Genomic DNA, 23,103 nt, shown 5'->3' with positions numbered 1-23,103 from the left:
CGATTTAAGTGTATTTAAAATTATGTAAACACATTTTTGTGAAAAAGTAATGAGATTGAGACATCACACCCGAATAAATAGCATAACTATCCATTCATTTACGGTCTTTTGGCTCAGGCAGAGGGGATTTTTCAGCAGGGGAGGAGATGCACGCTCTCTCTATTCCTCAGAGAGAGCGTTGTGCGACGATTGACTTACTTGCTGTAATCAAACAGCGAACAGACTGAGTCGAACAGCTGCTCGGCGGTCGTCGTCAGTGTCGGGGTGATGAAAATTGTATCGTCACCCGCGACAACGCCCAGGATACCTTCAGCGCGGCCCAGTGAGTCCAGGAGGCGGGCAATGACCTGAGCAGCCCCGGGACCCGTGTGGATCACGACCATGGCATGGTTATAGCCAACTTCCATCACCAGCTCTTTCAGCGGGCTGCTGATGGTTGGCACACCCAGTTCGACCGGCAGGCAGTACACCATTTCCATTTTGGCATTTCGGGTACGTACCGCACCGAATTTCGTCAGCATCCGTGACACTTTCGATTGGTTAATATTATCGAAACCCTGTGCTTTCAAGGCATCGACGATCTCACCTTGAGAGCTGAATTTTTCTTCCTTGAGTATGGCTTTGAATGCTTTGATCAAGCGTTCTTGTTTATCGGAGCTACGCATAAGTAAATTTCATGTACAGGGAGAGGGGTCATATTTTGTCACAACCACCTAGGCTGTAGCAAACAGTGTTCATGCAAACTTGGGACTAAGTTATTGTTCTGAGTTTAGCTGACTGCATAATTATTGAAAATAACTGCAAGCGAGACTGATGTTTACCTTTTTTGTTGAGTAGAAAATGTGATGACAGCCTGCGTAACATCGCAAAGCTGAGGGGGTATGATTGTATTTCGCGAAGGCTTGCTATACCGTCTTGGTGCCCGAGAAACTGAGATATATAAGTAAGGGTTTGAAACATTGGGCCTATACCTGATGTCAGTGCGAAGGGTCTGCCTCATGAACCCTCACATCTATCGTAAAGGAGAACGAAAATGAAAGTTGCTGTTATTGGCGCGGCTGGTGGTATTGGCCAGGCTCTGGCTCTGCTGCTGAAAAATGAACTGCCTGCCGGCTCTGACCTGGCACTTTATGATATTGCCCCTGTAACTCCAGGTGTCGCGGCTGACCTGAGCCACATCCCAACGCCTGTTTCTATCAAAGGTTATGCGGGTGAAGATCCAACACCTGCGCTTGAAGGTGCAGATGTGGTTCTGATTTCTGCGGGTGTTGCGCGTAAACCAGGTATGGATCGTGCGGATCTGTTCAATGTGAACGCGGGCATCGTGAAATCTCTGGCTGAGAAAATTGCCGTTGTTTGTCCTCAGGCTTGCGTGGGTATCATCACCAACCCGGTGAACACGACGGTTGCAATTGCTGCAGACGTGCTGAAGAAAGCCGGTGTTTACGACGAGCGTAAACTGTTTGGTGTGACCACACTGGATGTGATCCGTTCTGAAACGTTCGTTGGTGAACTGAAAGGTCTGAACCCTCGTGAAGTGAAAGTACCGGTCATCGGCGGTCACTCAGGTGTTACAATTCTGCCGCTGCTGTCTCAGGTTGAAGGTGTTGAGTTCACTGAAGAAGAAGTGAAAGCGCTGACGCCTCGCATCCAGAACGCCGGCACTGAAGTTGTTGAAGCAAAAGCTGGTGGCGGCTCTGCAACGCTGTCTATGGGTCAGGCGGCTTGCCGTTTCGGTCTTTCTCTGGTTCGTGCCCTGCAAGGTGAGCAGAACGTGGTTGAGTGCGCTTATGTTGAAGGAAATGGCAAACATGCCCGTTTCTTTGCACAGCCAGTTCGTCTGGGTAAAAACGGGATTGAAGAGATCCTGGATTACGGCAAGCTGAGTGCATTTGAACAAAACGCACTGGACAGCATGCTGGATACCCTGAAAGGCGATATTAAGCTGGGTGAAGAGTTCGCAGCCAAGTAAGCTGCCAACTTTCCGGTGTGTGGCCGGAGAACACGAAACAAAGCGGCCAACGGGCCGCTTTGTTGTTTTTGTGGATTACACTTTTGTGTTTGCTGACCGGCTCAGTAATAATCCCGGCAGTTGCCGTGCAGCTGCGGCTCGTCAATCAGCTCGCTGCATTGGATATGGATCCTTTTATGATCCTTGAGGTTTTCGATCAGCGCAGTGTCATGATCCGGATCGATCTCGATCACTTCTGCGATCCCTTGCGGATACTCTACCCACATTCCCCGTTTCAGATCTTTGGCTTGCATACTGACCTCCCGCTCTGGAAGAAATCTAACCAGGGTCTGTTTAACTATAGCGTATGGAAGATCCGGAGATGAGAACGGGCTGGTTTGCGGCAGCATACGGCCTGAGCAGATGTCAGGCCGTTTAAAAGGGGTGTTGAAAGGGTTATTTAGTGCGGTTAACCGACAGGCGAGCTAATGCGACCAGCGCTGTTTTATAGTCACTGTCAGGCAGCACAGACAGCGCAGCAATGGCTTTTTCTGCCTCTTCCTCAGCACGCTTTTGTGTGTAGGTCAGAGAGCCGTGTTCTTCCATACAGGCCAGAATCGGTTGCAGTTTATCCAGTCCGTTGCCTTGCTCAATGGCTTCGCGGATCATGGCTGATTGCTCGGCATTTCCATGATGCATGGCATGCAGCAGCGGCAGCGTTGGTTTGCCTTCCGCCAGATCATCACCGACGTTTTTACCCATCTCTTCGCCGTCGGCACTGTAATCCAGAACGTCATCAATGAGCTGGAAAGCCGTGCCCAGGTAGCGGCCATAATCTTGCATGGCGGCTTCCACGGTTTCCGGTGCTTCAGCCAGAATGGCAGCGACTTGTGTTGCAGCTTCGAACAGACGGGCTGTTTTGGAATAAATCACCTGCATGTAGCTGGCTTCGGTCGTATCGGGATCGTTGCAGTTCATCAACTGCTGAACTTCACCTTCCGCGATGACATTCACCGCTTCACTCATGATATCCAGGATCCGCAATGATCGCAGGCTGGTCATCATCTGAAACGAGCGGGTGTAGATATAATCGCCCACCAGAACACTGGCTGCATTTCCAAAAGCAGCGTTGGCGGTTGCCTTTCCACGGCGCATGTCAGACTCGTCCACCACATCATCATGGAGCAGGGTGGCTGTATGGGTAAATTCGATAAAGGCAGCGGCAGTGGTGTGCTGATCACCGTCGTAACCTAAGGCCCGGGCTGCCAGCACGGCCAGCATCGGACGAAGTCGTTTTCCGCCACTGCTGACAATGTAATATCCCAGTTGGTTGATCAGGGCGACTTCTGAGGTCAGTTGTGCTTGAATCTTTGCGTCAACCGCCGCCATGTCATCGGCGGTGAGTGCTTGGATAGCTTTGAAATCCATGATACATCCAGCAAAATTGTAAGCCGTATCGGCGCAATCAAAATAAGAAATATGCACGCATACTACACTAAAAACTTGTCAGCTTCCTAACCTCTGGTCGAGCAAATTGAATGACTTTTCCTGCTGAGCAGCTTTTCGCCAATTTTCTTTAGCCAACGGCTTGCCAAGACCCGCGTTTTCCAGTAATATTCGCGCCCTATTGATGACAAGATTAAGCGCATACCCATTGCCCAATTTTTGCGTGGCGAATGGCCTATGCGGAAGAGCGGAGTAAGACATGTACGCTGTTTTCCAAAGTGGTGGTAAGCAACACCGAGTAAGCGAAGGCCAGACCTTACGCTTGGAAAAACTGGACGTTGAAACTGGTGCGAACGTTGAATTTGACAGCGTTCTTCTGGTTGCTAACGGTGAAGACGTTAAAGTTGGTGCGCCATTCGTAGCTGGTGGCAAAGTGACTGCAGAAGTAATTACACACGGTCGCGGCGATAAAGTGAAAATCGTTAAGTTCCGTCGTCGTAAGCATTCTCGTAAGCAAATGGGCCACCGTCAGTGGTTCACTGAAGTCAAGATCACTGGCATCAGCGCTTAAGAATTAGGAGAGTTTAGAGATGGCACACAAAAAAGCTGGCGGTTCTACTCGTAACGGCCGTGACTCAGAAAGTAAACGCCTGGGTGTTAAGCGCTTCGGTGGTGAATCTGTACTGGCAGGCAACATCATCGTTCGTCAACGTGGTACCAAGTTCCACGCTGGTAACAACGTAGGTTGCGGTAAAGACCACACTCTGTTCGCTCTGTCTGACGGCAAAGTGAAATTCGAAGTGAAAGGTCCTAAGAACCGTAAATTCGTTTCTATCGAAGCTGAGTAATCTCGGGTTCGCCAAGAACGAGAAAGCCCTGCCAACTGGCGGGGCTTTTTGTTATGGCGCAGAGCGCTGCCGTTCTGCTGCCTCTGCCCATAGGCAAAGCCTTGCCTGAGAATTATTCCGATTGGTATTACAATAAGCAGAGTGGCGTACAGCTGCCTGATTGAGTGAACGCCAGAGTGCGGAGAATAAGATGAAATTTGTAGATGAAGCGGTAATCCGGGTCGATGCCGGTGACGGCGGTAATGGTACTGTCAGCTTCCGCCGTGAAAAGTATGTTCCGAAAGGCGGTCCTGACGGTGGTGATGGCGGCGACGGTGGTGATGTTTACCTGCTGGCTGACGAAAACCTCAATACCCTGATCGATTACCGTTTCGAACGTTTTCATGCTGCGGAACGTGGCGAAAATGGCCGCGGCGGCAACTGTACCGGTAAACGCGGAAATGACTGCGTTCTGTCTGTGCCTGTCGGGACACGCGCGGTCGATGAAGAAACCGGTGAAGTCATTGCTGACCTGACGAAGCATGGCATGAAAATTATGGTGGCGAAGGGCGGATTCCACGGTCTGGGCAATACACGCTTCAAATCGTCCGTGAACCGTGCACCACGCCAGAAAACCATGGGTACCAAGGGTGAGATACGTCATCTGCGTCTGGAGCTGCTGCTGCTTGCTGACGTCGGTATGCTGGGTCTGCCGAATGCGGGTAAGTCGACCTTTATCCGTGCGGTATCTGCGGCGAAGCCAAAAGTGGCGGATTATCCGTTTACCACACTGGTACCAAGCCTGGGTGTCGTCCGTGTGGATAACGAGCGCAGTTTCGTCGTTGCGGATATTCCGGGACTGATTGAAGGTGCAGCTGACGGTGCTGGTCTGGGGATCCGTTTCCTGAAACACCTGGAACGTTGCCGGGTCCTGCTGCACATGATCGATCTGCTGCCGGCTGATGGCTCTGATCCGGTGGAGAATGCCTTCACCATCATCAATGAGCTGGAGCAGTACAGCGATAAACTGGCAAACAAGCCACGCTGGATCCTGTTCAACAAGGTGGATCTGCTGCCGGAAGATGAAGCTCAGGAAAAGATCCAGGAAGTTCTGGAAGCGCTGGCATGGGAAGACAAGTACTTCTGCATCTCGGCACTGAACCGTACCGGTACCAAACCGCTGACTTATGAGCTGATGACGCTGATCGAATCAATTCCGCAAGTGATTGTGGAAGAAGATGAAGCGGAAGAAACCAAAGTCGACTTTAAGTGGGATGATTACCACGAACAGCAGCTGAAGAAAGGCGCTGCTGAGAAAGATGACGACGATGATGACGACTGGGATGACTGGAATGAAGACGACTATGACGTCGAAATCATTTACAAGCCTTAACGAACAGTCTTTGTTGCAAAAAACCGCTCTCAGGAGCGGTTTTTTTGTGCTTCATCAAACTGATATTCTGCTCAACGGAGATAATCGGCAAGAGAGGTGACTCTCGGGAGGGAAGGCATGGAGGAAGTATCAGTGAGTGTGTTGCGGGACATTGCCCGAATCGTGGCTCAGGCCGGACAAAAGCTGCTCCAGCATGGTGCTGAATCCGCTGTGGTTGTGAATGTCAGCCAGCGGCTCGGTCTGGCCATGGGGGCTGAGGAAGTCGATATTGCCCTGACGGCTAATGCCATCGTGGTGACTGTCCGGCGTCAGGGTCATTGTATTACGACCACACGCCGATGCCGGGATCATGGGATCAACATGGCGGTGATCACCCGGATCCATCATGTGTGTATCATGGCTGAAAAAGGTCTGCTGGATCCTGCGACGCTGGCGAAGCGGCTGGATCGCATTCAGCCTCAGCGATACCCGCCGGTGCTGGTGATTGTGATGATCGGATTGTCCTGCGGGGCGTTCAGTATCCTGGCGGGCGGTGACGGGATGATTGCGGTAATTACCACCCTGGCCGCGGCAGCTGCGATGGCACTGCGGTTGTACATGGCGCAGCATCATTTCAATCCGCTGGTTACCTTTGCCGCAGCGGCATTTACCGCCACGTCTGTCTCTGCCGTAGCGCCATTATTTGGCTGGGGAAATCAGCCTTTTCTGGCGATGGCTTCTTCCGTGTTGTTACTGGTGCCCGGGTTTCCGCTGATAAATGCGGTGGCGGATATGGTCTCTGGATTTGTGAATCTGGGAATTTCCCGTTGGGTGATGGCCAGTTTGCTGACGTTAGCAACCAGTCTGGGGATTGTTGCTGCGATGAATCTGTTTCATGTCTGGGGGTGGTTGGCATGACGATATGGCAATGGGTGTACGCATTATCTGCCGATATGGCATTGGCGGCGATCCCTGCGGTCGGCTTTGCGATGGTTTTCAATGTACCGGTCCGGGCATTGAAATATTGCGCGCTGGCGGGGGCGATCGGCCATGGCTGTCGATTTGTCCTGATGCATCAGGCAATGCCGATTGAATGGGCCAGTTTTTTTGCTGCAATGCTGGTGGGCATGACCGGCATTTTCTGGTCAAGGCGTTTAGTGGCTCCACCGCATGTCTTTACGGTTGCAGCTGTGATCCCTATGGTTCCGGGTGTGTATGCATTTAAGACAATGATTGCCTTGGTGGAAATTAATCAGCAGGGCTATAGTCAGGCTTTGTGGCAGTCGATGGTTGTAAACGGGATCACCGCTGTTTTTACAATTGCAGCGCTGGCAATCGGGCTGGCAATGCCCGGCTTAATGTTTTATCGTCGCCGACCAGTGATTTAAAAGGAGTGAGATGCGTGATCATCAGTATGGTTGCCGCGATGGCAAAGAACAGAGTGATTGGTAAAGACAATGCGATGCCCTGGCACCTGCCCGCAGACTTCGCCTGGTTTAAGAAAGTGACCATGGGGAAACCGGTTGTTATGGGACGCAAAACTTTTGAATCCATCGGCCGGCCATTGCCGGGACGGCACAATATTGTGATCAGTCGCAGCCCTGAATTTGCCGCGGCAGGGGTTACGGTCGTCAGTAGCCTTGATGCTGCAAAAACGGCCGCCGGAGACACGGATGAACTGATGATCATTGGTGGTGGCAGTGTGTATGCTGAATGTCTGCCGATGGCTGACCGCCTGTATCTGACTTTTATTGATCTCAGTGTGGAAGGCGATACTTGCTTTCCTGACTGGGGGAGCGACTGGCAGCAAAGCTACAGTGAAGCTTACCGTGCGGATGAAAAGAATGCCCATGACATGACATTTGTGGTGCTGGAGCGAAACTCGTCATCTGATTCGTGAGTCTGATCAATTCAGCTCCCGCTCTATTGGACGGGAGCTGTTTGAAGCATACTTCAGGGTGTTTTAATTCAGTTGCTCCATGGTCAGAATCTGATCATAGGAATCAACAATATTCACTGGTGGTGCCATTTTCCGAACGATTTCGGACGGTTTAAATAAATAACCGGTGCTGGAAGCAGACAGCATTTCCAGATCGTTGAAAGCATCACCAATCGAAATAATATTATTATTGTTTCGGTTGTACTTTTCGATGATCTCAATTTTTCCTTTCTTACGCGTATAGTCTGCTTTTTCAATAAACCCACTTTTATTTAGCTGAAAGTAATGGCAGTAAAGTTTGGGTTGACCGATCTTTAACCATAATGGGTAAAGCATTTGATAAAAAGCATCGGATACCAAAACAACTTTATATTTCTTTGACAGCTTATCAATAAATGATTTTGCCCCTTCCAGAGGTTCAATATCATCTACAGTTTTAATAACATCCAGCAGTGTGATCTTTTCCCGGTTCAGAATGTTAATTCTTTCCGAAACCAGTTTTTCATAATCAGGTTCTTCCCGGGTTGTTTTGGTCAGTTCCGGAATATCATATTTTTCCGCTAATAAAGGCCAAAGCTCAGGAATAAGAACACCTTCCATGTCGATACAAGCAATATTCATTGGATTAACCTACCATGGGTGAGAGGGCCAGTGAAATACCAAGGAACATTAAGATGCCGCCAATTGCCCTGTTTAAAACGATTTGTTTATTCAGCATTGCGGCACGTAATTTTTCCTGAGAAAAAAACAGGGCGACGAGGCTGAACCAGAACCAGTGGGCGAATGACATAAAGAGACCGTAAGCAATCTGCAATGTCAGCGGGGTTTCCGGGTTCACAACCTGGGTGTATGTACTCAGGACAAACAGGGTTGTTTTCGGGTTGAGTGCATTGGTGAAAAAGCCCTGACGCAGTGACTGAAAGTTCGACATAGCGGCGGTTTCAGTCAGGTCGATTGCAAGCTTCACCTTGGTACTGAACGTATTGAAGCCCAGGTAAATCAGGTAAACTGCACCCACGATTTTAATCACTGAAAACAGGATGGGCGACTTCGAAATCACTAGGCCGACACCCAGAATGGTATAGCTGACGTGAATCAGCACTCCGAGTGCGATACCAATGGCGGCCAGCATGCCTGCTTTTCTGCCATAAAGATAACTGTTTCGTGTAACCATGGCGAAATCAGCTCCCGGGCTGATGACGGCCAGAATCGTAATAATGGCAACAGCAATAAGTTCTGTCATGAGTATATTCCCTCAGTTGTTCTATTATGTTTTCTTACGATATGTAGCGACAAGCACGTCCCTGATGGTCTCTTGGTCCGGATTGTCTTGTAATATTTCACTCACGCCATGGAACAGGTTGTGGTCATTCAGTACAGCCGTATCCATCGACTTATTTAAGGAGAAGCTTGTCAGCGGGTTTTTATCCAAATCATAAATTGTGGTGACACCGCCGGATAGATTTTGATGGTTGACCATCATCATTAAAATGTAATCAACGCCGTCCCGGTGAATACCTTCGGGGGTCGGCTTTCCGCTTATTTCACCATTGGATTCAATACGAAATTGATGCGTTTCAATGTGCCAGTCGGATTCGGGAGACATCTGGCTGAAAATCTCACAACCTAATTTCAAAATTTGATTGAAAGTATTGCTGTAGATAATGTCGTCATCAATCGGTACATAATGACGCTCAACCCCGCCATTGAGGTTGTTATAATTAAGTCCCTGATAATGAGGCTGGTGTGGTTCCAGAATCCATTCACCACTGGAGGCCGGGGAGCTCAGCGTCGCATATTTACGCTTTCTGTAGGTGCCGCCATCAGCCATATATGTATCAAGTTGTAAATGATTCCAACTGTTTTTAAATTGTGTCCAGTCATCTAACCCGTAAGGATCTCGTTTTTGAATGATGGACGACATGGTTTCACCATCAATGAAACAATAGCTTTTTTCCGTTAAACTACTGCAGATTTCTTTAATTGACACTTCAATCACCAACTTACGTCGTTATATTTGTTAAGTCATCTGGTTCATATTGTTGATGATTTCTCGTAAAATGAATATTGATTTGTTGTAATCAAAATACTTGAGAAAAAGTCACGGATATGAATCTTCCTTCCTTAAATGCTTTGCGTTTTTTTGAGGCTGCCGCGCGACATCAGAGTCTGGTGAAAGCGGCAGACGAACTGTGTGTGACGCAATCAGCGGTCAGTCGTCAGATCAAGCAACTGGAAAGTGTGCTGGGTGTGACCTTATTTGAGCGGCGGAATCGTGGCATTTTCCTCACGAAAGACGGCGTGAAATTAAGAACAGCCTGCCATGAGATGCTGGCGATTCTGAAGAATGCGCTGAAAGAGCTGAACACGGAAGGAAGTCAGGCGCCTCTCGTCGTTTCCTGTGAGCCGACCATTATGATGAAGTGGCTGATCCCCCGGCTGGCGGATTTTAAAGCGGCACATCCTGAGATTGAATTGCACCTGAGTGCGTCCGGCGGACCGATTGATTTTGTGAAAAGTCAGGCAGACATTGCCATTCGTCGCAACGACTTCAACTGGAAGCCGGATTATCATGCTGAGCCGATCGGCCCGGAGATGATGGGACCGGTCATTCTGGCTGAAAAGTTTGCCAGTGGGAAAGTACTGTCCGGTTCAGTCACAACGCTGCACACCAAAACCCGGCCAGATGCCTGGAATGAGTGGCAGCAACGAACCCAGCAGCCTGTCAACAGCAGTGATGATATGTGGTTTGAACACTTCTACATTATGCTGGAAGCGGTACACGCCGGTTCAGGTTATGGGCTGAGTTCAATTTATATGGTCGGGAGTGACATCCGGAACGGGCAGCTGGCTGCCCCCTGCGGTTTCACACCGGATGACTCTTTTTATTACCTGCTGTCACCGCATGCGATTGAAGCGGATGAAAGGGTGGGGATTTTTCTGAATTGGTTAAGAGAAGAATTTGCCGCGACCCGGGAAGCCGTGATTGCTTCCGTTAGTGGGGCGGACTAAGGATCCAGCCGAGCTTGCTGAAATAGCTGCTGATCTTCCCAGCGCAGCATGGTGAGCTGATTGCCCCAGACGCAACCGGTATCCAGTCCGATCACATGATCATCCCGGTGGCCCATCAGTGAAGCCCAGTGTCCAAAAATAACGGTTTTGCCCAGCGGTTGTGCGCGGGGAAAGTCAAACCACGAAATGAACTGTTCTGTCCCCGGTTCACCCGGCGGCAGTTTGCAGTGCATTTCCAGGCGTCCGTCCGGGTGCAGAAAACGCATCCGGGTCAGGGCGTTGATGCTGTAGCGCATCCGTTTCAGTCCGGATAACTCCGGATCCCACAAATCGGGCTCATTGCCGTACATATGGGTCAGCAGCCACAACTGATTTTCACCCTGAAGCATGCTTTCAACTTCACGGGCACAGCGGCGGGCATCTTCGAGCTGCCATTGAGGTGGGATGCCGGCATGCGCCATGACGATCGGATGGACAGGATGTTCAGCAAACAAAGGCTGGTGGCTGAGCCAGTCCAGCAGTGCATCGCTGTCATTGGCGGTCAGAATCGGATCGACACGGTCTTTGGGTTTGGCGCTGCCAATCCCGCGGGCGATAGCAAGTAAGTGCAGATCGTGGTTTCCCAGAACCGTGGTGGCATTGCTGCCCAGCGATTTTATAAGGCGCAGGGTGGAAAGGGAGTCCGGTCCCCGGGCGACAAGATCACCCGCCAGCCAGAGTTCATCTGATTTTTCACTGAAGCCAACTTGCTCCAGCAAAGTACAGAGTTCACGGTAACAGCCCTGAATGTCGCCGACCAGATAGGTTGCCATGGCAGTCCTGCTCAGTGAAGAATATTCGGAATGGCGAGGCGGAATGGCAGAATTTCTGCCGTGAATTCATTGCCGGCTTCATCAATCATGATGTAATGACCTTCCATCACGCCCAGCGGGGTTTCGATGATGGTTCCGCTGGTATAGGTATATTCATCATTGGCTGCGATCGTCGGCTGCTCACCCACAACGCCTTCACCTTCGACGACCAGCTTTTTACCATTGGCATCTGTGATCAGCCAGCTGCGGCGTAGGAGCTGTGCTGAACCCTGACCGAGATTGCAAATGGTAATGGTATAGGAAAAAACGTAGCGATCCTGTTCCGGTTCGGACTGGTCATCAATGTAGTGGGTGATGACCCGGCATTTGATGGTTGGGTTAGCTTTGTTGTTCACCTTGCTGCTTCCTTTCGATTACGACTCTGACCAGCTGCCGGACCTTTGGTCCGGCTTCCTGCTTAATGGCTGTGGTTAGCATCCAGCCAGTTCGCCATCGCCACGAATTGCTCAAGGCTCAGGTTTTCAGGTCGGGATGATGGGGTGATCCCCAGACTCTCCAGTGTCTCACTGTCCATCAGTGCTTTATAACAGTTTCGCACGGTTTTGCGGCGCTGGTTAAAACCTTCGCGAGTCACACGATCCAGCCATTTCAGGTTCGTACACGGGTGCGGCAACGTCTCATACGGCGACAGGCGTACCACCGCTGAATCGACCTTCGGTGCCGGTTTGAAGGCACTTGGCGGTACTTCCAGTACCGGCATGACTTTGCAGTAGTACTGTGCCATGACAGTCAGACGGCCATAGGCTTTGCTGCCAGGACCTGCCGCCAGACGATTAACCACTTCTTTCTGCAGCATGAAGTGCATATCTTCGATATGCTGGTGGAAGCTGAACAGGTGGAACATCAGCGGAGTCGAAATGTTGTATGGCAGGTTGCCAAAAATCCGCAGTTTGTTGTTTTCTTTGATCAGCTGTGTGAAGTCGAAACGCATGGCATCGCCTTCGTGGATCGTCAGCTTGCTGGACAGATCCGGATGGTGACGCAGACGCTCGGCCAGATCGCGGTCCAGCTCAATGACGGTGAATTTGTCGACCTGCTTGCCGACAGGCTCTGTCAGGGCGCCAAGTCCCGGACCGATTTCCACCAGGTTCTGGCCGGGTCTCGGGTTAATGGCGGCGACGATATTGTCGATGATGTAGTCGTCGTGCAAGAAGTTCTGGCCAAAGCGCTTACGGGCGCGGTGGCCTAAATGGACCTGATCACTGCTCATTGTTGTTTGTCTACCATTTCGATGGCGTGGGAAAGCGCTGTCCTGAGGCTCCCGATATCCGCCTGTCCGGTACCCGCAAGTTCCAGTGCGGTACCATGATCAACTGATGTTCTGATAAAAGGCAGCCCCAACGTGATGTTGACGGCATTACCAAAACCTTTGAATTTCAGAACTGGCAGACCCTGATCGTGATACATCGCCAGTACCGCATCAGCTTCTGCCAGATATTTATCCTGGAAGATGGTATCGGCTGGCAGCGGGCCAACCAGATCCATCCCGTCCTCTTCTCTGAGGATATCCAGTGCCGGAGTGATCACTTCTATCTCCTCCCGGCCAAGGTGTCCGCCTTCCCCGGCATGCGGGTTGAGGCCACAGACATAAATTTTAGGTTTCCGGATACCGAACTTACTGATCAGGTCAGCGTGCAGTACGCGGATCACCTGATGGATGCGATCCACAGTGATGGCTTTCGCCACGTAAGCCAGCGGAATATGCGTTGTGACCAGCGCGACCCGTAAGCCTTCGGTTGCCAGCATCATGACCACCTGGTTGGACTGAGCCTGCTGGGCGAAAAATTCCGTGTGGCCGCTGAATGACACGCCTGCACGGTTAATAATGCCCTTGTGAACCGGACCGGTAACCAGGGCGGCGAATTCGCCGTCCATGTTGCCCTCGGCGGCGCGCCTCAGGGTATCCAGTACATAGTGACCGTTCTGTTCGTCCAGTTCACCCGGCGTCACAGTGGCTTTCAGCGGATGGTCAGCAACCACCAGCGTGCCCGGACGGTGCGGTTGTGCCGGGCGGTTTGCATCATAAGGGATGATTTCCAGTGGTAAACCCAACAGGGCTGCACGTTCTGCCATCAGCCCGGTGTTGGCACAAATCACCAGCTCGTGCGGCCAGGACTGTTGTGCCAGCGCGATCACGAGATCCGGGCCAATTCCCGCCGGTTCTCCCGGCGTGATGGCAATACGTTTAACCTTGTTCATCATCATATCCTGGTTGTTCAATATAGGCGCCGGCCCGCAGTTCCTGCAGCCACGCCTGTGCTTCCTCATTAAATTTCCGGCTGAAGAGGATCCGGTAGGCACGGTTCTTCACCGCAGCATCAGTCCGGTCGACCTGGCGGCGATCCAGCACTTCTACAATGTGCCAGCCGTGTACCGTTTTGAACGGTTCACTGATGGTGCCTTTCGGCAGCCTTTCGACCTGTGCCTTGAATTCAGGGACATAAATGTCAGGCGTTTGCCAGCCCAGTTCACCGCCGTTGACGGCAGAGCCCGGATCAGCACTTAATGCCTGAGCCGCATCAGCAAAGCTGCGCTGACCGGACAAAATGTCCTTGCGAACCTGCTCCAGCTCTTTTTTCGCTCCGTCATCACTCAGAATAACGGAGGTTTTCAGCAGGATGTGGCGGGCATTCACTTCGGTGACCGAAACAGTCTCCAGACCTTTCACATCATTGACTTTGAGAATGTGGTAACCCACACCACTGCGGAATGGCCCTATGATAGCACCTTTCCCCTGTGCATGGATCTGATCGGCGAAGATAGTCGGCATTTCTTCCGGGCTCATCCAGCCCCAGGCACCGCCCTGAAGGGCTTTCGGGCCATTCGAGGCGCTGTAGGCCAGGCTGGCGAAGTCGGCGCCTTTGTTCAACTGGGCAACCAGATCTTTCGCTTTACGTTCAGCGGCCTGGCGGTCGGTCTGGCTGGCACCTTCCTCCAGACGGATCAGGATGTGGCTGACATTGTACTGAACACCTTCCTGCTGTTGCTGGTTGAGCTGAGTGGCCAGGTTTTCAACTTCCTGCGGCAGAATATTGATCCGGCGGCGGACCATAATGGTACGGGCTTCACTTGCTGTCAGATCACGGCGGATCTGTTCGCGGAAGATGGCGTAGCTGATCCCGGCACCGGCCAGTTCCTGCTGGAGCTGGGCAACCGACATTTTGCGCTCTGCTGCGAGCTGGGCAATGGCGCTGTCGAGCCGGTTGTCATCAATACGGATCCCGAACTGATCGGCCTGCTGCAATTGCAGGGTTTCCATGATGAGCTTTTCCAGCACCTGATTGACCAGAATGCTGTCATCCGGCAGCGGCTGTCCCTGACGGGCGGCGTTCAGATGGACGGTTTTCAGCATGGCATCAACATCGCTTTGCAGGATCACGCTGTCGTTGACAATGGTGACTACCTTATCGAGCGGCTTCAGAGCGGCCATCGAGCCGGTCGTCAGGCCCAGAAGAGACAGGCCGAGAATTAGAGACTTCCACATTTTCATATCCGTATCCAGGGCGCTTCAATGCGCAGTTGGTATGGACGGGCCGAGGCCCGGCCAGTTAATTATTCAGGTAGAAAGGACGGCCATAGGCAATGGCATTGCCGCTGGCTGACGCTGCACCAACCGGTGAAACACCGGCCAGACCCAGCAGAGAGAACGAAATACTGAAGTTCTGCTCGTAATCCACAGGCTGGGTATTCACGTTGCTGCGTGCCACCATGTATTCGTTGTAACCCAGGGTAATCATCCAGCAGTCGGAACGATAGTTCAGCGAGATCTGACCTTCTACCATCTGATTCTCGGTCACGTCGTGATAGTAGTCACCCCGGATGCTCAGACCAGCATGGATTGGAAAACCGGTTGAGAAACCAACCTGCGAGATCCCTTCCTCGGTGTAGTTATCGATCTGATTGTTATCCGGCAGGCTCTGCTGAATGTATTGCTTCGAGACATAGCGATAATTCAGCTGGCTGAACAGACTGCCTTCCCGGTATTCAATCGCGGCATTGGCAAACTGCATGTCCTGTTCGCTGGCGTCATATTGCAGACTGCCGTGGAAGAACAGCCAGTCGTTATAGTTGAAGTCCGACTCGAAAGCTGAAGCCGAGTAGTTCGGCTGAGACTCACCTTCTTCCTGCAGATTCCGGCCGGAATCATTGAGGTAGAAAATCTGGCCGAAAGACAGGTTGAAGCGTTCCTTGTAATCATCGTCGAAGAAACGGGTGGTTGCCCCGACAGTGAACTGATTGGCCGCAGCAATTCGGTCCACGCTGGAGTAACGGCGGTCACGGAACAGGCCGTAATAATCCGTCTGCAAAATGGTGGTATCGTAAGCGCCATAGATTTGGCTCTGATCCACATCCTTCACGTACAGGTACTGCAGCTGAGGTTCAAGGCTCTGGGTATAGGCACTGCCAAACAGGTCGGCATCCCGCTCAAAGTAGAGTCCGGTCAGCATGCGCAGACTGGGCACGGTCCGGGTCGCGGTCTCATCCAGATCTTCAAGGCCGTCAACCGTCGGATCGAAGTCCTGATTGTAATAGGTGTACATCAACTTGGCTTCGGTCGTCATCGACCACCAAGGCGTGGCAAACGGCAGCGTCAGCGACGGTTCGAGGTGAACCCGGTCTGCCGAGGGCTTTTTGGCATCGTCATTTTCAAAGCGGCTGATATGGCTCAGCAAGCCGAAGTCCAGGCCGTAGCCCAGATCCGGTTCGTAGTAATTAAAGGTCAGCTGCGGCATCAGGCGGTAGTTGGATGACACCCCCGGTGTCAGCGGCTGGAAGTTCCGAACCCGCAGGGTCGAGTTCCAGTTGTAGTCCTGATAGGACACCTCGCCGGTTTGCAACAGGTTGTTGTCTTCCCGATTACCGATACCTGAGTCGACATCAGAGAAGTAGGTCACATCACTGACCTTGCTGTAATCCGCATTAAAACGCCAGTGGTCCCCATATTGACCGCTGTGGGACCAGTTGAAGGCCCAGCGCGCGTCATTGTCTTCAGCTGCACTGTCGTCCGGCAGGTATTCTCCCTTGAGACTTCCCTGACCGAGCTCTGTGAGATAGCGGAAGTCACTGTTCAGCTGGACGCCGCGGTTACTCATATACTTGGGTGTCAGGGTCAGATCGTAGTTTGGCGCGATATTCCAGTAGAACGGCGTTTCCAGTTCAAAGCCGTCCCGGGAACCGTAACTGACTGTCGGATACAGGAAACCGGTCAGGCGCTCATTGCCGACCGGCACACGCAGATAAGGCATGTAAAAAATTGGAACATCCAGCACTTCAAAGCGGGCGTTATACAGATCGGCAAACGGCGAGTCTGTCTCGCGTTCAATACTGGTGGCGGTAAACTGCCAGCTTTTATCGCCCGGCGGACAGGTTGTGTATGTCCCGTTGCGCAGGCGGTAGTAGGTCATGCCTTCTTTTTCAATCTTAGTGGCTTCCCCCCGGCCAGCCTCGCAGGTCAGGCTGTAGACGGCGTTATTGATCTCGGCGTCGTCTGTTTCCAGATTGTTATGCATACTGTCGGCGTAGACTTCGAGCGTGCCGTCGTGAAAATAGACGTTGCCTTCCGCGCTGACTGTATTTTTACGCTGGTTCATGGTGGCGACATCGGCAGCCACGGTACGGTTGGACTGGCGAATCACCACATCACCGGAGTAAGTCACGCTTTCGCCGCTTTCGGCCACGGCCTGCTCTGCAGAGATCCGGATGGGTGCATTGTTGGGATCACCCGCACTCGGATCCGGGGTCAGGCACATGCCTTTGACCAGTGCCAGTTCTTCTTCGGCAGAGGGGCTGACATCACTTTCAATGAGGGCATCATTGGCGAAAGCTGACGGGCCATATAAAGCAATGCTGATCATGGTCGCCAATAAGCTGCGGGAAGTGAATGACATTGAGATTTAATTTCCTGTGTTCATGATATAGCGCAAAGTGACACCTGGAGTGCTGAACTTTTTTGTTTGGATTTTCTCGAAAACAAGCAACAAAGGTCAACATCCCCGGGTATCCAGACCGGACCAACTGTCCCCTCCAGTAGAAGGTGGTTATGATAATGCAAATTCGTCTTTACAGCATCTGAAAGGACAGCGGTAATCAATGGACCGGATAAAATCATTATTGTTTTTTCTGCTATGATGCCGCGAGTCTTTTGGCGGTCAGAGTCTTGCGTTATGGCATGCAGGTCAAGCTGACAAGCCACTCTTTTCATAAGATTAGACGGCATACGCGGGCACAATTTAGCAAATTACCAGAGAGTATAACATGCAGGTGTTGGGCAAGATTTTAGGTGCATTTTTTGGTTTTCTCCTTGGTGGACCTATCGGTTTGTTATTAGGCATCTTTTTAGGTCATAAGTTCGATCAGGCTCGCGCCGGTGTTTATCCAGGCGGTGGATTCGGCCGTTTTTCCGGCGGTCAGGCCGATCAGCAGGCACGTCAGGCGGAGTTCTTCCATGCCGGTTTTGCGGTGATGGGCCATGTGGCCAAGGCGAAAGGGCGGGTGACACAGGAGGAAATCCGGGTCGCCAGTGCCATTATGGATCGCATGCAACTGCACGGAAATGCCCGCCGTCTGGCGCAGGAGGCATTCCGCGAAGGTAAGGCTGAAGATTTTCCGTTGCAGGAAGTGCTGGCCCGGGTACGTCAGAGTACCCAGGGACGGCTGGATCTGTTGCAGTTCTTTCTGGAGTTGCAGATTCAGGCCGCGTTTGCCGACGGCAGCCTGCATCCGAAAGAGCGTCAGCTGTTGTTTGTCATTGGTCGCGGGCTGGGCTTTTCTGAGCAGCAATTAGAGCGCCGTTTGCACATGCAGGAAGCCGCGTTTCGCTTTCAGCAGGGCGGTGGTTTCTATCGTCAGCAGTCTCAGCAGCAACAGGGCGGTTTTCGTCAGGCGCCAACCCGGGATCAGCTGGCGGATGCCTATGAACTGCTGGGGGTAGAGAAAGACGCCGGAGCCAAAGATCTCAAGCGTGCCTACCGGAAGCTGATGAACGAGCACCATCCGGACAAACTGGCGGCCAAAGGTCTGCCGCCGGAGATGATGGAGCTGGCGAAGCAGAAAGCGCAGGAACTGACAGCGGCCTATGAGCTGATCAAAAAAGAAAAAGGCTTTAAGTGATCCTCCGCGTCTCAGACGCGGTTTTGCGGATGTCCTGCAACAAAAGCTTCCAGATTTTCGGTCAGCTGGTTGGCCAGCGTCTGAATGGCAGAATCCGCGCCCCAGGCCACATGGGGCGTCAGCAGCAGGTTCGGTAAGTCTGCATGAGCCAGCAGCGGATTGGACAAATCGGCTGGCTCGGCCGTAAACACATCACAGCCGGCCCCGCCCAGATGGCCGGATTGCAGCGCGGCGACTAAATCGGTTTCGTTGACCAGCCCGCCGCGACCGGTATTGATCAGCAGACTGCCGGGTTTCATCAGTGCCAGTTCCGGTGCGGCAATCAGGTTGGTTGTTGCTTCGCTGAGCGGACAGTGCAGGGTGATCACGTCAGCCTCTTTCAGCACCTGCGTAAAAGGCAGATATCCCTCACGACATTCGCTGGCACCCTTCCGTTCGGCAAAGATCACCTTCATACCAATCGCTGATGCCAGTTTGGCGACGGCCTGTCCCAGACTGCCGCTGCCAATGATCCCCAGCGTGCTGCCTGCGACATCCCCGATCGGATGGGTGAAAAAGCAGAACTGTTTTTTTTCCTGCCAGACGCCCGCCTGAATATCCTGATGATAGGCGAACAGATTTCGCCGGAGCGCAAACAGCATCGCGATGACATGTTCCGGGACAGAGCCGGTGGCATAGCCGCGAATGTTACTGACCACAATGCCGTGTTCGCGGCAGTAATCCAGATCGACATTGTTGGTCCCGGTCGCAGCGATGGCAACCATTCTGAGCTGCGGCAACTGGCTGAGTGTCTCGGCATTTAAGACGACTTTGTTGGTGACGGCAATGGTGGCATGTTGCAGGCGTTCGACAACTTGCGCCGGGCGGGTTGCCGGGTATTCCTGCCACTGATGGTCAAAGGCGGGGCGGGGCAACGTGATCTGGCTGGGAATGGTATCTCGGTCAAGAAAAACAATCTGTTGCATCGCACGGGCTCCTTGTGGTGATGGCTTTGGCTATGGGCGCAATGGTGTTCAGCGTGAGAATCAGCGCCAGACAGTAAACACCAGCGGGCGGATCGCTGCAAGTCTGAGGCAGCTTCAGACGGAGAGAAAACATCCCCGGGCAGACCGGGGATGGAGGCCGGTTTTCAGGCTACAGCAGGACAATCAGCACGATGGCCAGAGCAGTGATGAAAGCGGCAAAACCATAGCAGGCGATTTTTCCGGTTCGTCCGGCATGAATTTTCAGGTCGTGTAATCCGTGGTGCACCCGGTGCATCGCGTGCCACATCGGCAGGGCCAGCGTCAGGATCAGAAACGCCGCCCCGATCAGGCTGGATGCGAAGGCTTCGACCCGCTGATATTCAAAATGCTCAGCATCAAGGATACCCAGGGGCATCAGAATCCCCAGGACCAGAATGGTGACCGGCGTGACCATAGCAAACCAGGTACCGCCCGCGCCAAACAGTCCCCACCAGATCGGTTCGTCAGAACGTTTCGGTTGAGGATTGACCTTATCAGATGAATTCACAGGCATCTCCTTAGACCACAATCAGGACAATCAGGACAATCAGGGAAATCACAGCGACCGCGGCCCACTGAGCTGCGATGACGAGCTCTTTTTTGATCACCTTGCCTTTCAGGCGGATAGGCATGACCTGCGGCATCAGCTTGAAAAAGGTTGCTGCGTGCAGCAGGCTGCCAGCCAGCGCCACGAGGTTCACCGCCACGATTACAGGATGGGCCATGAAATCCAGCCAGCCCTGCCAGGCTTCAGGCCCGGTCACCAGTGCGCCCAGTCCATAGGTCAGAAACAGGGTAAACAAAACCAGCGGCAGGACCGTGGCTTCTCGCAGCATGTAAAAACGGTAGAACGGATGGCTTTGCCACCAGTTCCTTGTCATCGGACGTACATACGGGTTGCGGTGACTCATCTGGATACCTCCGCTTTCTTCGGTGAACCATCCGGTTTGAGCATGGCAATCACAAAGTCTTTTGAGGATGCGAGTTTGCTCTGGTTGACCGCTGCGGCCGGGTCGACGTTTTTCGGGCAGACTTCGGAGCAATAGCCGACGAAGGTACAGCCCCAGGCCCCGTTGTCCCCGTTGATCAGTGGCATCCGTTCGGCTTTGCCCCGATCGCGGTTGTCGAGGTTGTAACGATGGGCCAGGGTCAGCGCGGCCGGGCCGAGAAATTGCGGATTGAGGCCAAACTGCGGGCAGGCTGCATAACACAGGCCGCAGTTGATGCACCCAGCGAACTGCTTATAGATATCCATTTGTGCCGGGGTCTGCAGGTTCGTCCCGTCCTCTGGTGTCCGGTCGTTGCCGATAAGGTAAGGTTTGATAGCCTCCAGACGTTCAATGAAAGGTGTCATGTCAACGACCAGATCTTTCTCGATCGGGAAGTTGGCCAGTGGTTCAATGGTCACCCCATCCGGGTAATCACGCAGGAAGCTTTTACAGGCCAGTTTCGGGACCCCATTGACCATCACACCACATGAGCCACAGATTGCCATCCGACAGGAGCAGCGGTAGGTCAGGTGCTTGTCGAGATGGTCCTTCACATGATTGAGTGCATCCAGTACGGACATGGTCTCGTCAAAGGGGACGCTGAAAGACTGCATGTGCGGCTCAGTGTCCTGCTCCGGGTCGTAACGCAGAATGGCGACGTTTTGGATACGGTTGGCTGTCATTCGGGGTGCTCCTCTGCTTTTGACGCGTTTGCGGCAGCTTTTTCAGCGGCTTCGCCGTACAGCCGGGCTTTGGGCTGGGACTTGGTGATGGTGACATCGCTGTAATCAATGACGGGGGCACCCCCTTCGTTGTAGAAGGCCAGCGTGTGCTTCAGGAAGTTGGCATCATCCCGTTCGGTGCAACCGGCGTCGAGGCGCTGGTGGGCACCGCGGGATTCCCGGCGCAGCATGGCTGAGTGGACCATAGCTTCCGCCACATCCAGCCCGTAGCCGATTTCAATGGCATAAAGCAGATCCGTGTTAAACACCTTGCCTTTGTCGTGAATGCTGATGCGCTTGTAGCGTGCTTTCAGCTCGGCCAGTTTATCCATGGTTTGCTGCATCAGATCGGCCTGACGGTAGATACCGCAACCGGCTTCCATGGCGAGCCCCATTTCGGTGCGGATTTTGGCCCAGTTTTCGTCGCCTTCCTGATGCATCAGGGCTTCAATCCGTGCGGCGGCTGCTTCGGCCTGGGTTTCAATTGCGGTGTCATTCCAGCCCCGGAATCCGGCGGCGTGTCTGGCGGCGTGCTCACCGGCGACGCGGCCAAAGACCACGAACTCTGCCAGAGAGTTGGAACCCAAACGGTTGGCGCCATGCAGGCCGACAGAGGCACATTCACCGACGGCAAACAGGCCGCTGATGCGGGTTTCGCAGGTGGCATCGGTCTCGATACCGCCCATGGTGTAGTGGACGGTCGGGCGGATCGGGATCGGCTCTTTGGCCGGATCGACATTGACGTAGGCTTTCGCCAGCTCGCAGATAAAGGGCAGGCGCTCGTTCAGGTAGTCTTCTCCCAGATGGCGAAGGTCCAGATGCACCACATCGCCCAGCGGATGGTCGATGGTGTTGCCTTTCTGCTGTTCATGCCAGAAGGCCTGCGACACTTTGTCCCGCGGTCCCAGTTCCATGTATTTGTTTTTCGGCTGACCGACCGGGGTTTCCGGCCCCATGCCGTAATCCTGCAGGTAACGGTAACCGTGTTTATTGACGATAATGCCGCCCTCGCCGCGGCAGCCTTCGGTCATCAGAATCCCGGTGCCCGGCAGGCCGGTCGGGTGGTACTGGACGAACTCCATATCCCGCAGCGGAATGCCATGACGGTAGGCCATGGCCATGCCGTCCCCGGTGACGATGCCGCCGTTGGTGTTGCAGTGATATACCCGGCCGGCACCGCCTGTTGCCAGAACCACAGATTTCGCCCTGATGGTGACCAGTTCACCTTCAGCCATGTGAATTGCGACCAGTCCCTGGATTTGCCCGTCGTCGACCAGCAGATCGAGCACGAAGAACTCATCAAAGCGCTTGATGTTGGTGTATTTCATGGAGGTCTGGAACAGGGTGTGCAGCATGTGGAAGCCGGTCTTGTCGGCTGCGAACCAGGTGCGCTCGACTTTCATGCCGCCAAAGCGGCGCACGTTCACTTCGCCGTTTTCCTTGCGGCTCCACGGGCAGCCCCACAGCTCCATCTGAATCATTTCGCGCGTTGCGTTTTTGACAAAATATTCAACAACGTCCTGTTCGCACAGCCAGTCGCCGCCACTCACGGTATCGTTGAAGTGGTTGTCCAGGCTGTCTTCTTCCTTGATCACTGCGGCTGAGCCGCCTTCTGCTGCCACGGTATGCGAACGCATCGGATAGACTTTGGAGATCAGGGCGATTTCCAACTCCGGATTGCTCTCTGCGGCTGCAATTGCGGTGCGAAGGCCGGCGCCACCGGCGCCGATGACTGCGATATCTGTGGTGATGGTCTGCACAGTTATCCTCCAGTAAATAATGCGGGTATCCGCTGGTGATTGAGTACGCCGACGCCGAGGGCGTCTGAACTGTACCGACAGTGTAGAAGAGCAATCAGA

The 23,103-nt window shown here is 53.0% G+C and carries 26 protein-coding genes; 9 read left to right on the top strand and 17 right to left on the bottom strand.

The genetic code is table 11. The annotated features are described in order from the left end of the window. Window positions 1–194: 194 nt before the first annotated feature. On the bottom strand, window positions 195–665 hold the full coding sequence (gene argR / locus L4174_RS14370) for a transcriptional regulator ArgR (RefSeq protein WP_036750199.1): 471 nt from the start codon (window positions 663–665) through the stop codon (window positions 195–197). Between the two features lie 368 nt (window positions 666–1,033). Between argR and mdh the strand changes: the two genes are divergently transcribed. After that, complete coding sequence (mdh, locus tag L4174_RS14365) at window positions 1,034–1,972, top strand: malate dehydrogenase (RefSeq protein ID WP_248141565.1); 939 nt, start codon at window positions 1,034–1,036, stop codon at window positions 1,970–1,972. A 101-nt stretch (window positions 1,973–2,073) separates the two neighbouring features. On the opposite strand, the gene L4174_RS14360 is transcribed toward mdh, so the two are convergent. After that, entirely contained in the window at window positions 2,074–2,265 is a 192-nt protein-coding gene (locus L4174_RS14360) for a hypothetical protein (protein WP_036750193.1), read from the bottom strand. 142 nt (window positions 2,266–2,407) lie between these two features. Then, window positions 2,408–3,379: an octaprenyl diphosphate synthase gene (gene ispB / locus L4174_RS14355; protein ID WP_248141563.1), complete on the bottom strand. Its 972-nt coding sequence runs from the start codon at window positions 3,377–3,379 to the stop codon at window positions 2,408–2,410. 277 nt (window positions 3,380–3,656) lie between these two features. Here ispB and rplU point away from each other — a divergent pair, with 277 nt between their 5' ends. The 6 genes from rplU to folA all read left to right on the top strand — a co-directional run bounded on the left by rplU (window position 3,657) and on the right by folA (window position 7,496). Then, on the top strand, window positions 3,657–3,968 hold the full coding sequence (rplU, locus tag L4174_RS14350) for a 50S ribosomal protein L21 (RefSeq protein ID WP_036750187.1): 312 nt from the start codon (window positions 3,657–3,659) through the stop codon (window positions 3,966–3,968). Window positions 3,969–3,987: 19 nt separating this feature from the next. After that, the gene (rpmA, locus tag L4174_RS14345) at window positions 3,988–4,245 is read left to right on the top strand and encodes a 50S ribosomal protein L27 (RefSeq protein WP_036750185.1); all 258 of its coding nucleotides are present in this window, start codon (window positions 3,988–3,990) and stop codon (window positions 4,243–4,245) included. Between the two features lie 190 nt (window positions 4,246–4,435). After that, window positions 4,436–5,617: an Obg family GTPase CgtA gene (gene cgtA / locus L4174_RS14340; protein WP_248141562.1), complete on the top strand. Its 1,182-nt coding sequence runs from the start codon at window positions 4,436–4,438 to the stop codon at window positions 5,615–5,617. Between the two features lie 117 nt (window positions 5,618–5,734). Continuing rightward, window positions 5,735–6,514, top strand: coding sequence for a threonine/serine exporter family protein (locus L4174_RS14335; protein WP_248141559.1), 780 nt, complete (start codon window positions 5,735–5,737; stop codon window positions 6,512–6,514). Further along, entirely contained in the window at window positions 6,511–6,984 is a 474-nt protein-coding gene (locus tag L4174_RS14330; protein ID WP_248141558.1) for a threonine/serine exporter family protein, read from the top strand. Before L4174_RS14335 ends, L4174_RS14330 begins: the two co-directional genes overlap by 4 nt. Window positions 6,985–7,010: 26 nt before the next feature. After that, entirely contained in the window at window positions 7,011–7,496 is a 486-nt protein-coding gene (gene folA, locus L4174_RS14325) for a type 3 dihydrofolate reductase (protein ID WP_371929410.1), read from the top strand. Between the two features lie 63 nt (window positions 7,497–7,559). Here the strand turns inward: folA and thrH are convergent, their stop codons facing one another. From thrH to L4174_RS14310, 3 genes are read right to left on the bottom strand one after another with little or no spacing between them, the layout of a single operon-like run. Next, window positions 7,560–8,156: a bifunctional phosphoserine phosphatase/homoserine phosphotransferase ThrH gene (thrH, locus tag L4174_RS14320; RefSeq protein WP_248141554.1), complete on the bottom strand. Its 597-nt coding sequence runs from the start codon at window positions 8,154–8,156 to the stop codon at window positions 7,560–7,562. Between the two features lie 4 nt (window positions 8,157–8,160). Then, the gene (locus tag L4174_RS14315; protein WP_248141553.1) at window positions 8,161–8,778 is read right to left on the bottom strand and encodes a LysE family translocator; all 618 of its coding nucleotides are present in this window, start codon (window positions 8,776–8,778) and stop codon (window positions 8,161–8,163) included. A gap of 24 nt (window positions 8,779–8,802) precedes the next feature. Continuing rightward, window positions 8,803–9,459, bottom strand: a complete 657-nt coding sequence (locus L4174_RS14310) for a 2OG-Fe dioxygenase family protein (RefSeq protein WP_254589086.1) — start codon at window positions 9,457–9,459, stop codon at window positions 8,803–8,805. 185 nt (window positions 9,460–9,644) lie between these two features. Between L4174_RS14310 and L4174_RS14305 the strand changes: the two genes are divergently transcribed. Then, entirely contained in the window at window positions 9,645–10,547 is a 903-nt protein-coding gene (locus L4174_RS14305) for a LysR family transcriptional regulator (RefSeq protein ID WP_248141551.1), read from the top strand. Here L4174_RS14305 and L4174_RS14300 read toward each other — a convergent pair. The 6 genes from L4174_RS14300 to lptD all read right to left on the bottom strand — a co-directional run bounded on the left by L4174_RS14300 (window position 10,544) and on the right by lptD (window position 17,307). Continuing rightward, a complete protein-coding gene (locus L4174_RS14300) occupies window positions 10,544–11,359 on the bottom strand; it encodes a symmetrical bis(5'-nucleosyl)-tetraphosphatase (RefSeq protein ID WP_248141550.1) in 816 nt (271 codons plus the stop codon). The two genes, L4174_RS14305 and L4174_RS14300, sit on opposite strands and share 4 nt — an antisense overlap. Before the next feature lie 11 nt (window positions 11,360–11,370). Next, window positions 11,371–11,754 carry a Co2+/Mg2+ efflux protein ApaG gene (gene apaG, locus L4174_RS14295; RefSeq protein WP_248141549.1) on the bottom strand — a complete coding sequence of 128 codons (384 nt, stop codon included), beginning with the start codon at window positions 11,752–11,754 and terminating at the stop codon, window positions 11,371–11,373. Window positions 11,755–11,816: 62 nt separating this feature from the next. Continuing rightward, window positions 11,817–12,629 carry a 16S rRNA (adenine(1518)-N(6)/adenine(1519)-N(6))-dimethyltransferase RsmA gene (gene rsmA, locus L4174_RS14290; protein ID WP_248141548.1) on the bottom strand — a complete coding sequence of 271 codons (813 nt, stop codon included), beginning with the start codon at window positions 12,627–12,629 and terminating at the stop codon, window positions 11,817–11,819. Beyond that, on the bottom strand, window positions 12,626–13,618 hold the full coding sequence (pdxA, locus tag L4174_RS14285; RefSeq protein WP_248141547.1) for a 4-hydroxythreonine-4-phosphate dehydrogenase PdxA: 993 nt from the start codon (window positions 13,616–13,618) through the stop codon (window positions 12,626–12,628). The genes rsmA and pdxA overlap by 4 nt, the downstream gene beginning before the upstream one ends. After that, window positions 13,605–14,909: a peptidylprolyl isomerase SurA gene (gene surA, locus L4174_RS14280; protein ID WP_248141546.1), complete on the bottom strand. Its 1,305-nt coding sequence runs from the start codon at window positions 14,907–14,909 to the stop codon at window positions 13,605–13,607. The genes pdxA and surA overlap by 14 nt, the downstream gene beginning before the upstream one ends. A gap of 58 nt (window positions 14,910–14,967) precedes the next feature. Beyond that, a complete protein-coding gene (gene lptD / locus L4174_RS14275; protein WP_248141545.1) occupies window positions 14,968–17,307 on the bottom strand; it encodes an LPS assembly protein LptD in 2,340 nt (779 codons plus the stop codon). A gap of 367 nt (window positions 17,308–17,674) precedes the next feature. Here lptD and djlA point away from each other — a divergent pair, with 367 nt between their 5' ends. After that, the gene (gene djlA, locus L4174_RS14270) at window positions 17,675–18,529 is read left to right on the top strand and encodes a co-chaperone DjlA (protein WP_248141544.1); all 855 of its coding nucleotides are present in this window, start codon (window positions 17,675–17,677) and stop codon (window positions 18,527–18,529) included. Window positions 18,530–18,540: 11 nt separating this feature from the next. On the opposite strand, the gene L4174_RS14265 is transcribed toward djlA, so the two are convergent. The 5 genes from L4174_RS14265 to frdA form a co-directional block, all read right to left on the bottom strand. After that, window positions 18,541–19,494, bottom strand: coding sequence for a D-2-hydroxyacid dehydrogenase (locus L4174_RS14265; protein WP_248141543.1), 954 nt, complete (start codon window positions 19,492–19,494; stop codon window positions 18,541–18,543). Window positions 19,495–19,663: 169 nt separating this feature from the next. After that, window positions 19,664–20,047 carry a fumarate reductase subunit FrdD gene (gene frdD / locus L4174_RS14260; RefSeq protein ID WP_248141542.1) on the bottom strand — a complete coding sequence of 128 codons (384 nt, stop codon included), beginning with the start codon at window positions 20,045–20,047 and terminating at the stop codon, window positions 19,664–19,666. A gap of 4 nt (window positions 20,048–20,051) precedes the next feature. Next, window positions 20,052–20,444: a fumarate reductase subunit FrdC gene (frdC, locus tag L4174_RS14255; protein WP_248141541.1), complete on the bottom strand. Its 393-nt coding sequence runs from the start codon at window positions 20,442–20,444 to the stop codon at window positions 20,052–20,054. Beyond that, window positions 20,441–21,205, bottom strand: a complete 765-nt coding sequence (locus tag L4174_RS14250) for a succinate dehydrogenase/fumarate reductase iron-sulfur subunit (RefSeq protein ID WP_248141540.1) — start codon at window positions 21,203–21,205, stop codon at window positions 20,441–20,443. Before L4174_RS14250 ends, frdC begins: the two co-directional genes overlap by 4 nt. Continuing rightward, window positions 21,202–23,004, bottom strand: a complete 1,803-nt coding sequence (gene frdA, locus L4174_RS14245) for a fumarate reductase (quinol) flavoprotein subunit (protein ID WP_248141539.1) — start codon at window positions 23,002–23,004, stop codon at window positions 21,202–21,204. Before frdA ends, L4174_RS14250 begins: the two co-directional genes overlap by 4 nt. Window positions 23,005–23,103 lie beyond the last annotated feature (99 nt).

The sequence above is a fragment of the Photobacterium sp. CCB-ST2H9 genome, from assembly GCF_023151555.2.
Classification (GTDB): Bacteria; Pseudomonadota; Gammaproteobacteria; order Enterobacterales; family Vibrionaceae; genus Photobacterium.
This window is presented reverse-complemented; position numbering and strand designations above follow the sequence as displayed.

Coding starts and splice junctions, on each gene's coding strand:
- mdh (WP_248141565.1), top strand. CDS start 1,034: ATGAAAGTTGCTGTTATTGGCGCGGCTGGTGGTATTGGCCAGGCTCTG.
- L4174_RS14335 (WP_248141559.1), top strand. CDS start 5,735: ATGGAGGAAGTATCAGTGAGTGTGTTGCGGGACATTGCCCGAATCGTG.
- L4174_RS14310 (WP_254589086.1), bottom strand. CDS start 9,459: ATGTCGTCCATCATTCAAAAACGAGATCCTTACGGGTTAGATGACTGG.
- L4174_RS14305 (WP_248141551.1), top strand. CDS start 9,645: ATGAATCTTCCTTCCTTAAATGCTTTGCGTTTTTTTGAGGCTGCCGCG.
- L4174_RS14250 (WP_248141540.1), bottom strand. CDS start 21,205: ATGACAGCCAACCGTATCCAAAACGTCGCCATTCTGCGTTACGACCCG.
- lptD (WP_248141545.1), bottom strand. CDS start 17,307: ATGTCATTCACTTCCCGCAGCTTATTGGCGACCATGATCAGCATTGCT.
- folA (WP_371929410.1), top strand. CDS start 7,011: ATGGTTGCCGCGATGGCAAAGAACAGAGTGATTGGTAAAGACAATGCG.
- djlA (WP_248141544.1), top strand. CDS start 17,675: ATGCAGGTGTTGGGCAAGATTTTAGGTGCATTTTTTGGTTTTCTCCTT.
- pdxA (WP_248141547.1), bottom strand. CDS start 13,618: ATGAACAAGGTTAAACGTATTGCCATCACGCCGGGAGAACCGGCGGGA.
- frdC (WP_248141541.1), bottom strand. CDS start 20,444: ATGAGTCACCGCAACCCGTATGTACGTCCGATGACAAGGAACTGGTGG.
- L4174_RS14315 (WP_248141553.1), bottom strand. CDS start 8,778: ATGACAGAACTTATTGCTGTTGCCATTATTACGATTCTGGCCGTCATC.
- frdD (WP_248141542.1), bottom strand. CDS start 20,047: ATGCCTGTGAATTCATCTGATAAGGTCAATCCTCAACCGAAACGTTCT.
- thrH (WP_248141554.1), bottom strand. CDS start 8,156: ATGAATATTGCTTGTATCGACATGGAAGGTGTTCTTATTCCTGAGCTT.
- L4174_RS14330 (WP_248141558.1), top strand. CDS start 6,511: ATGACGATATGGCAATGGGTGTACGCATTATCTGCCGATATGGCATTG.
- L4174_RS14265 (WP_248141543.1), bottom strand. CDS start 19,494: ATGCAACAGATTGTTTTTCTTGACCGAGATACCATTCCCAGCCAGATC.
- L4174_RS14300 (WP_248141550.1), bottom strand. CDS start 11,359: ATGGCAACCTATCTGGTCGGCGACATTCAGGGCTGTTACCGTGAACTC.
- rplU (WP_036750187.1), top strand. CDS start 3,657: ATGTACGCTGTTTTCCAAAGTGGTGGTAAGCAACACCGAGTAAGCGAA.
- argR (WP_036750199.1), bottom strand. CDS start 665: ATGCGTAGCTCCGATAAACAAGAACGCTTGATCAAAGCATTCAAAGCC.
- rpmA (WP_036750185.1), top strand. CDS start 3,988: ATGGCACACAAAAAAGCTGGCGGTTCTACTCGTAACGGCCGTGACTCA.
- ispB (WP_248141563.1), bottom strand. CDS start 3,379: ATGGATTTCAAAGCTATCCAAGCACTCACCGCCGATGACATGGCGGCG.
- cgtA (WP_248141562.1), top strand. CDS start 4,436: ATGAAATTTGTAGATGAAGCGGTAATCCGGGTCGATGCCGGTGACGGC.
- surA (WP_248141546.1), bottom strand. CDS start 14,909: ATGAAAATGTGGAAGTCTCTAATTCTCGGCCTGTCTCTTCTGGGCCTG.
- rsmA (WP_248141548.1), bottom strand. CDS start 12,629: ATGAGCAGTGATCAGGTCCATTTAGGCCACCGCGCCCGTAAGCGCTTT.
- L4174_RS14360 (WP_036750193.1), bottom strand. CDS start 2,265: ATGCAAGCCAAAGATCTGAAACGGGGAATGTGGGTAGAGTATCCGCAA.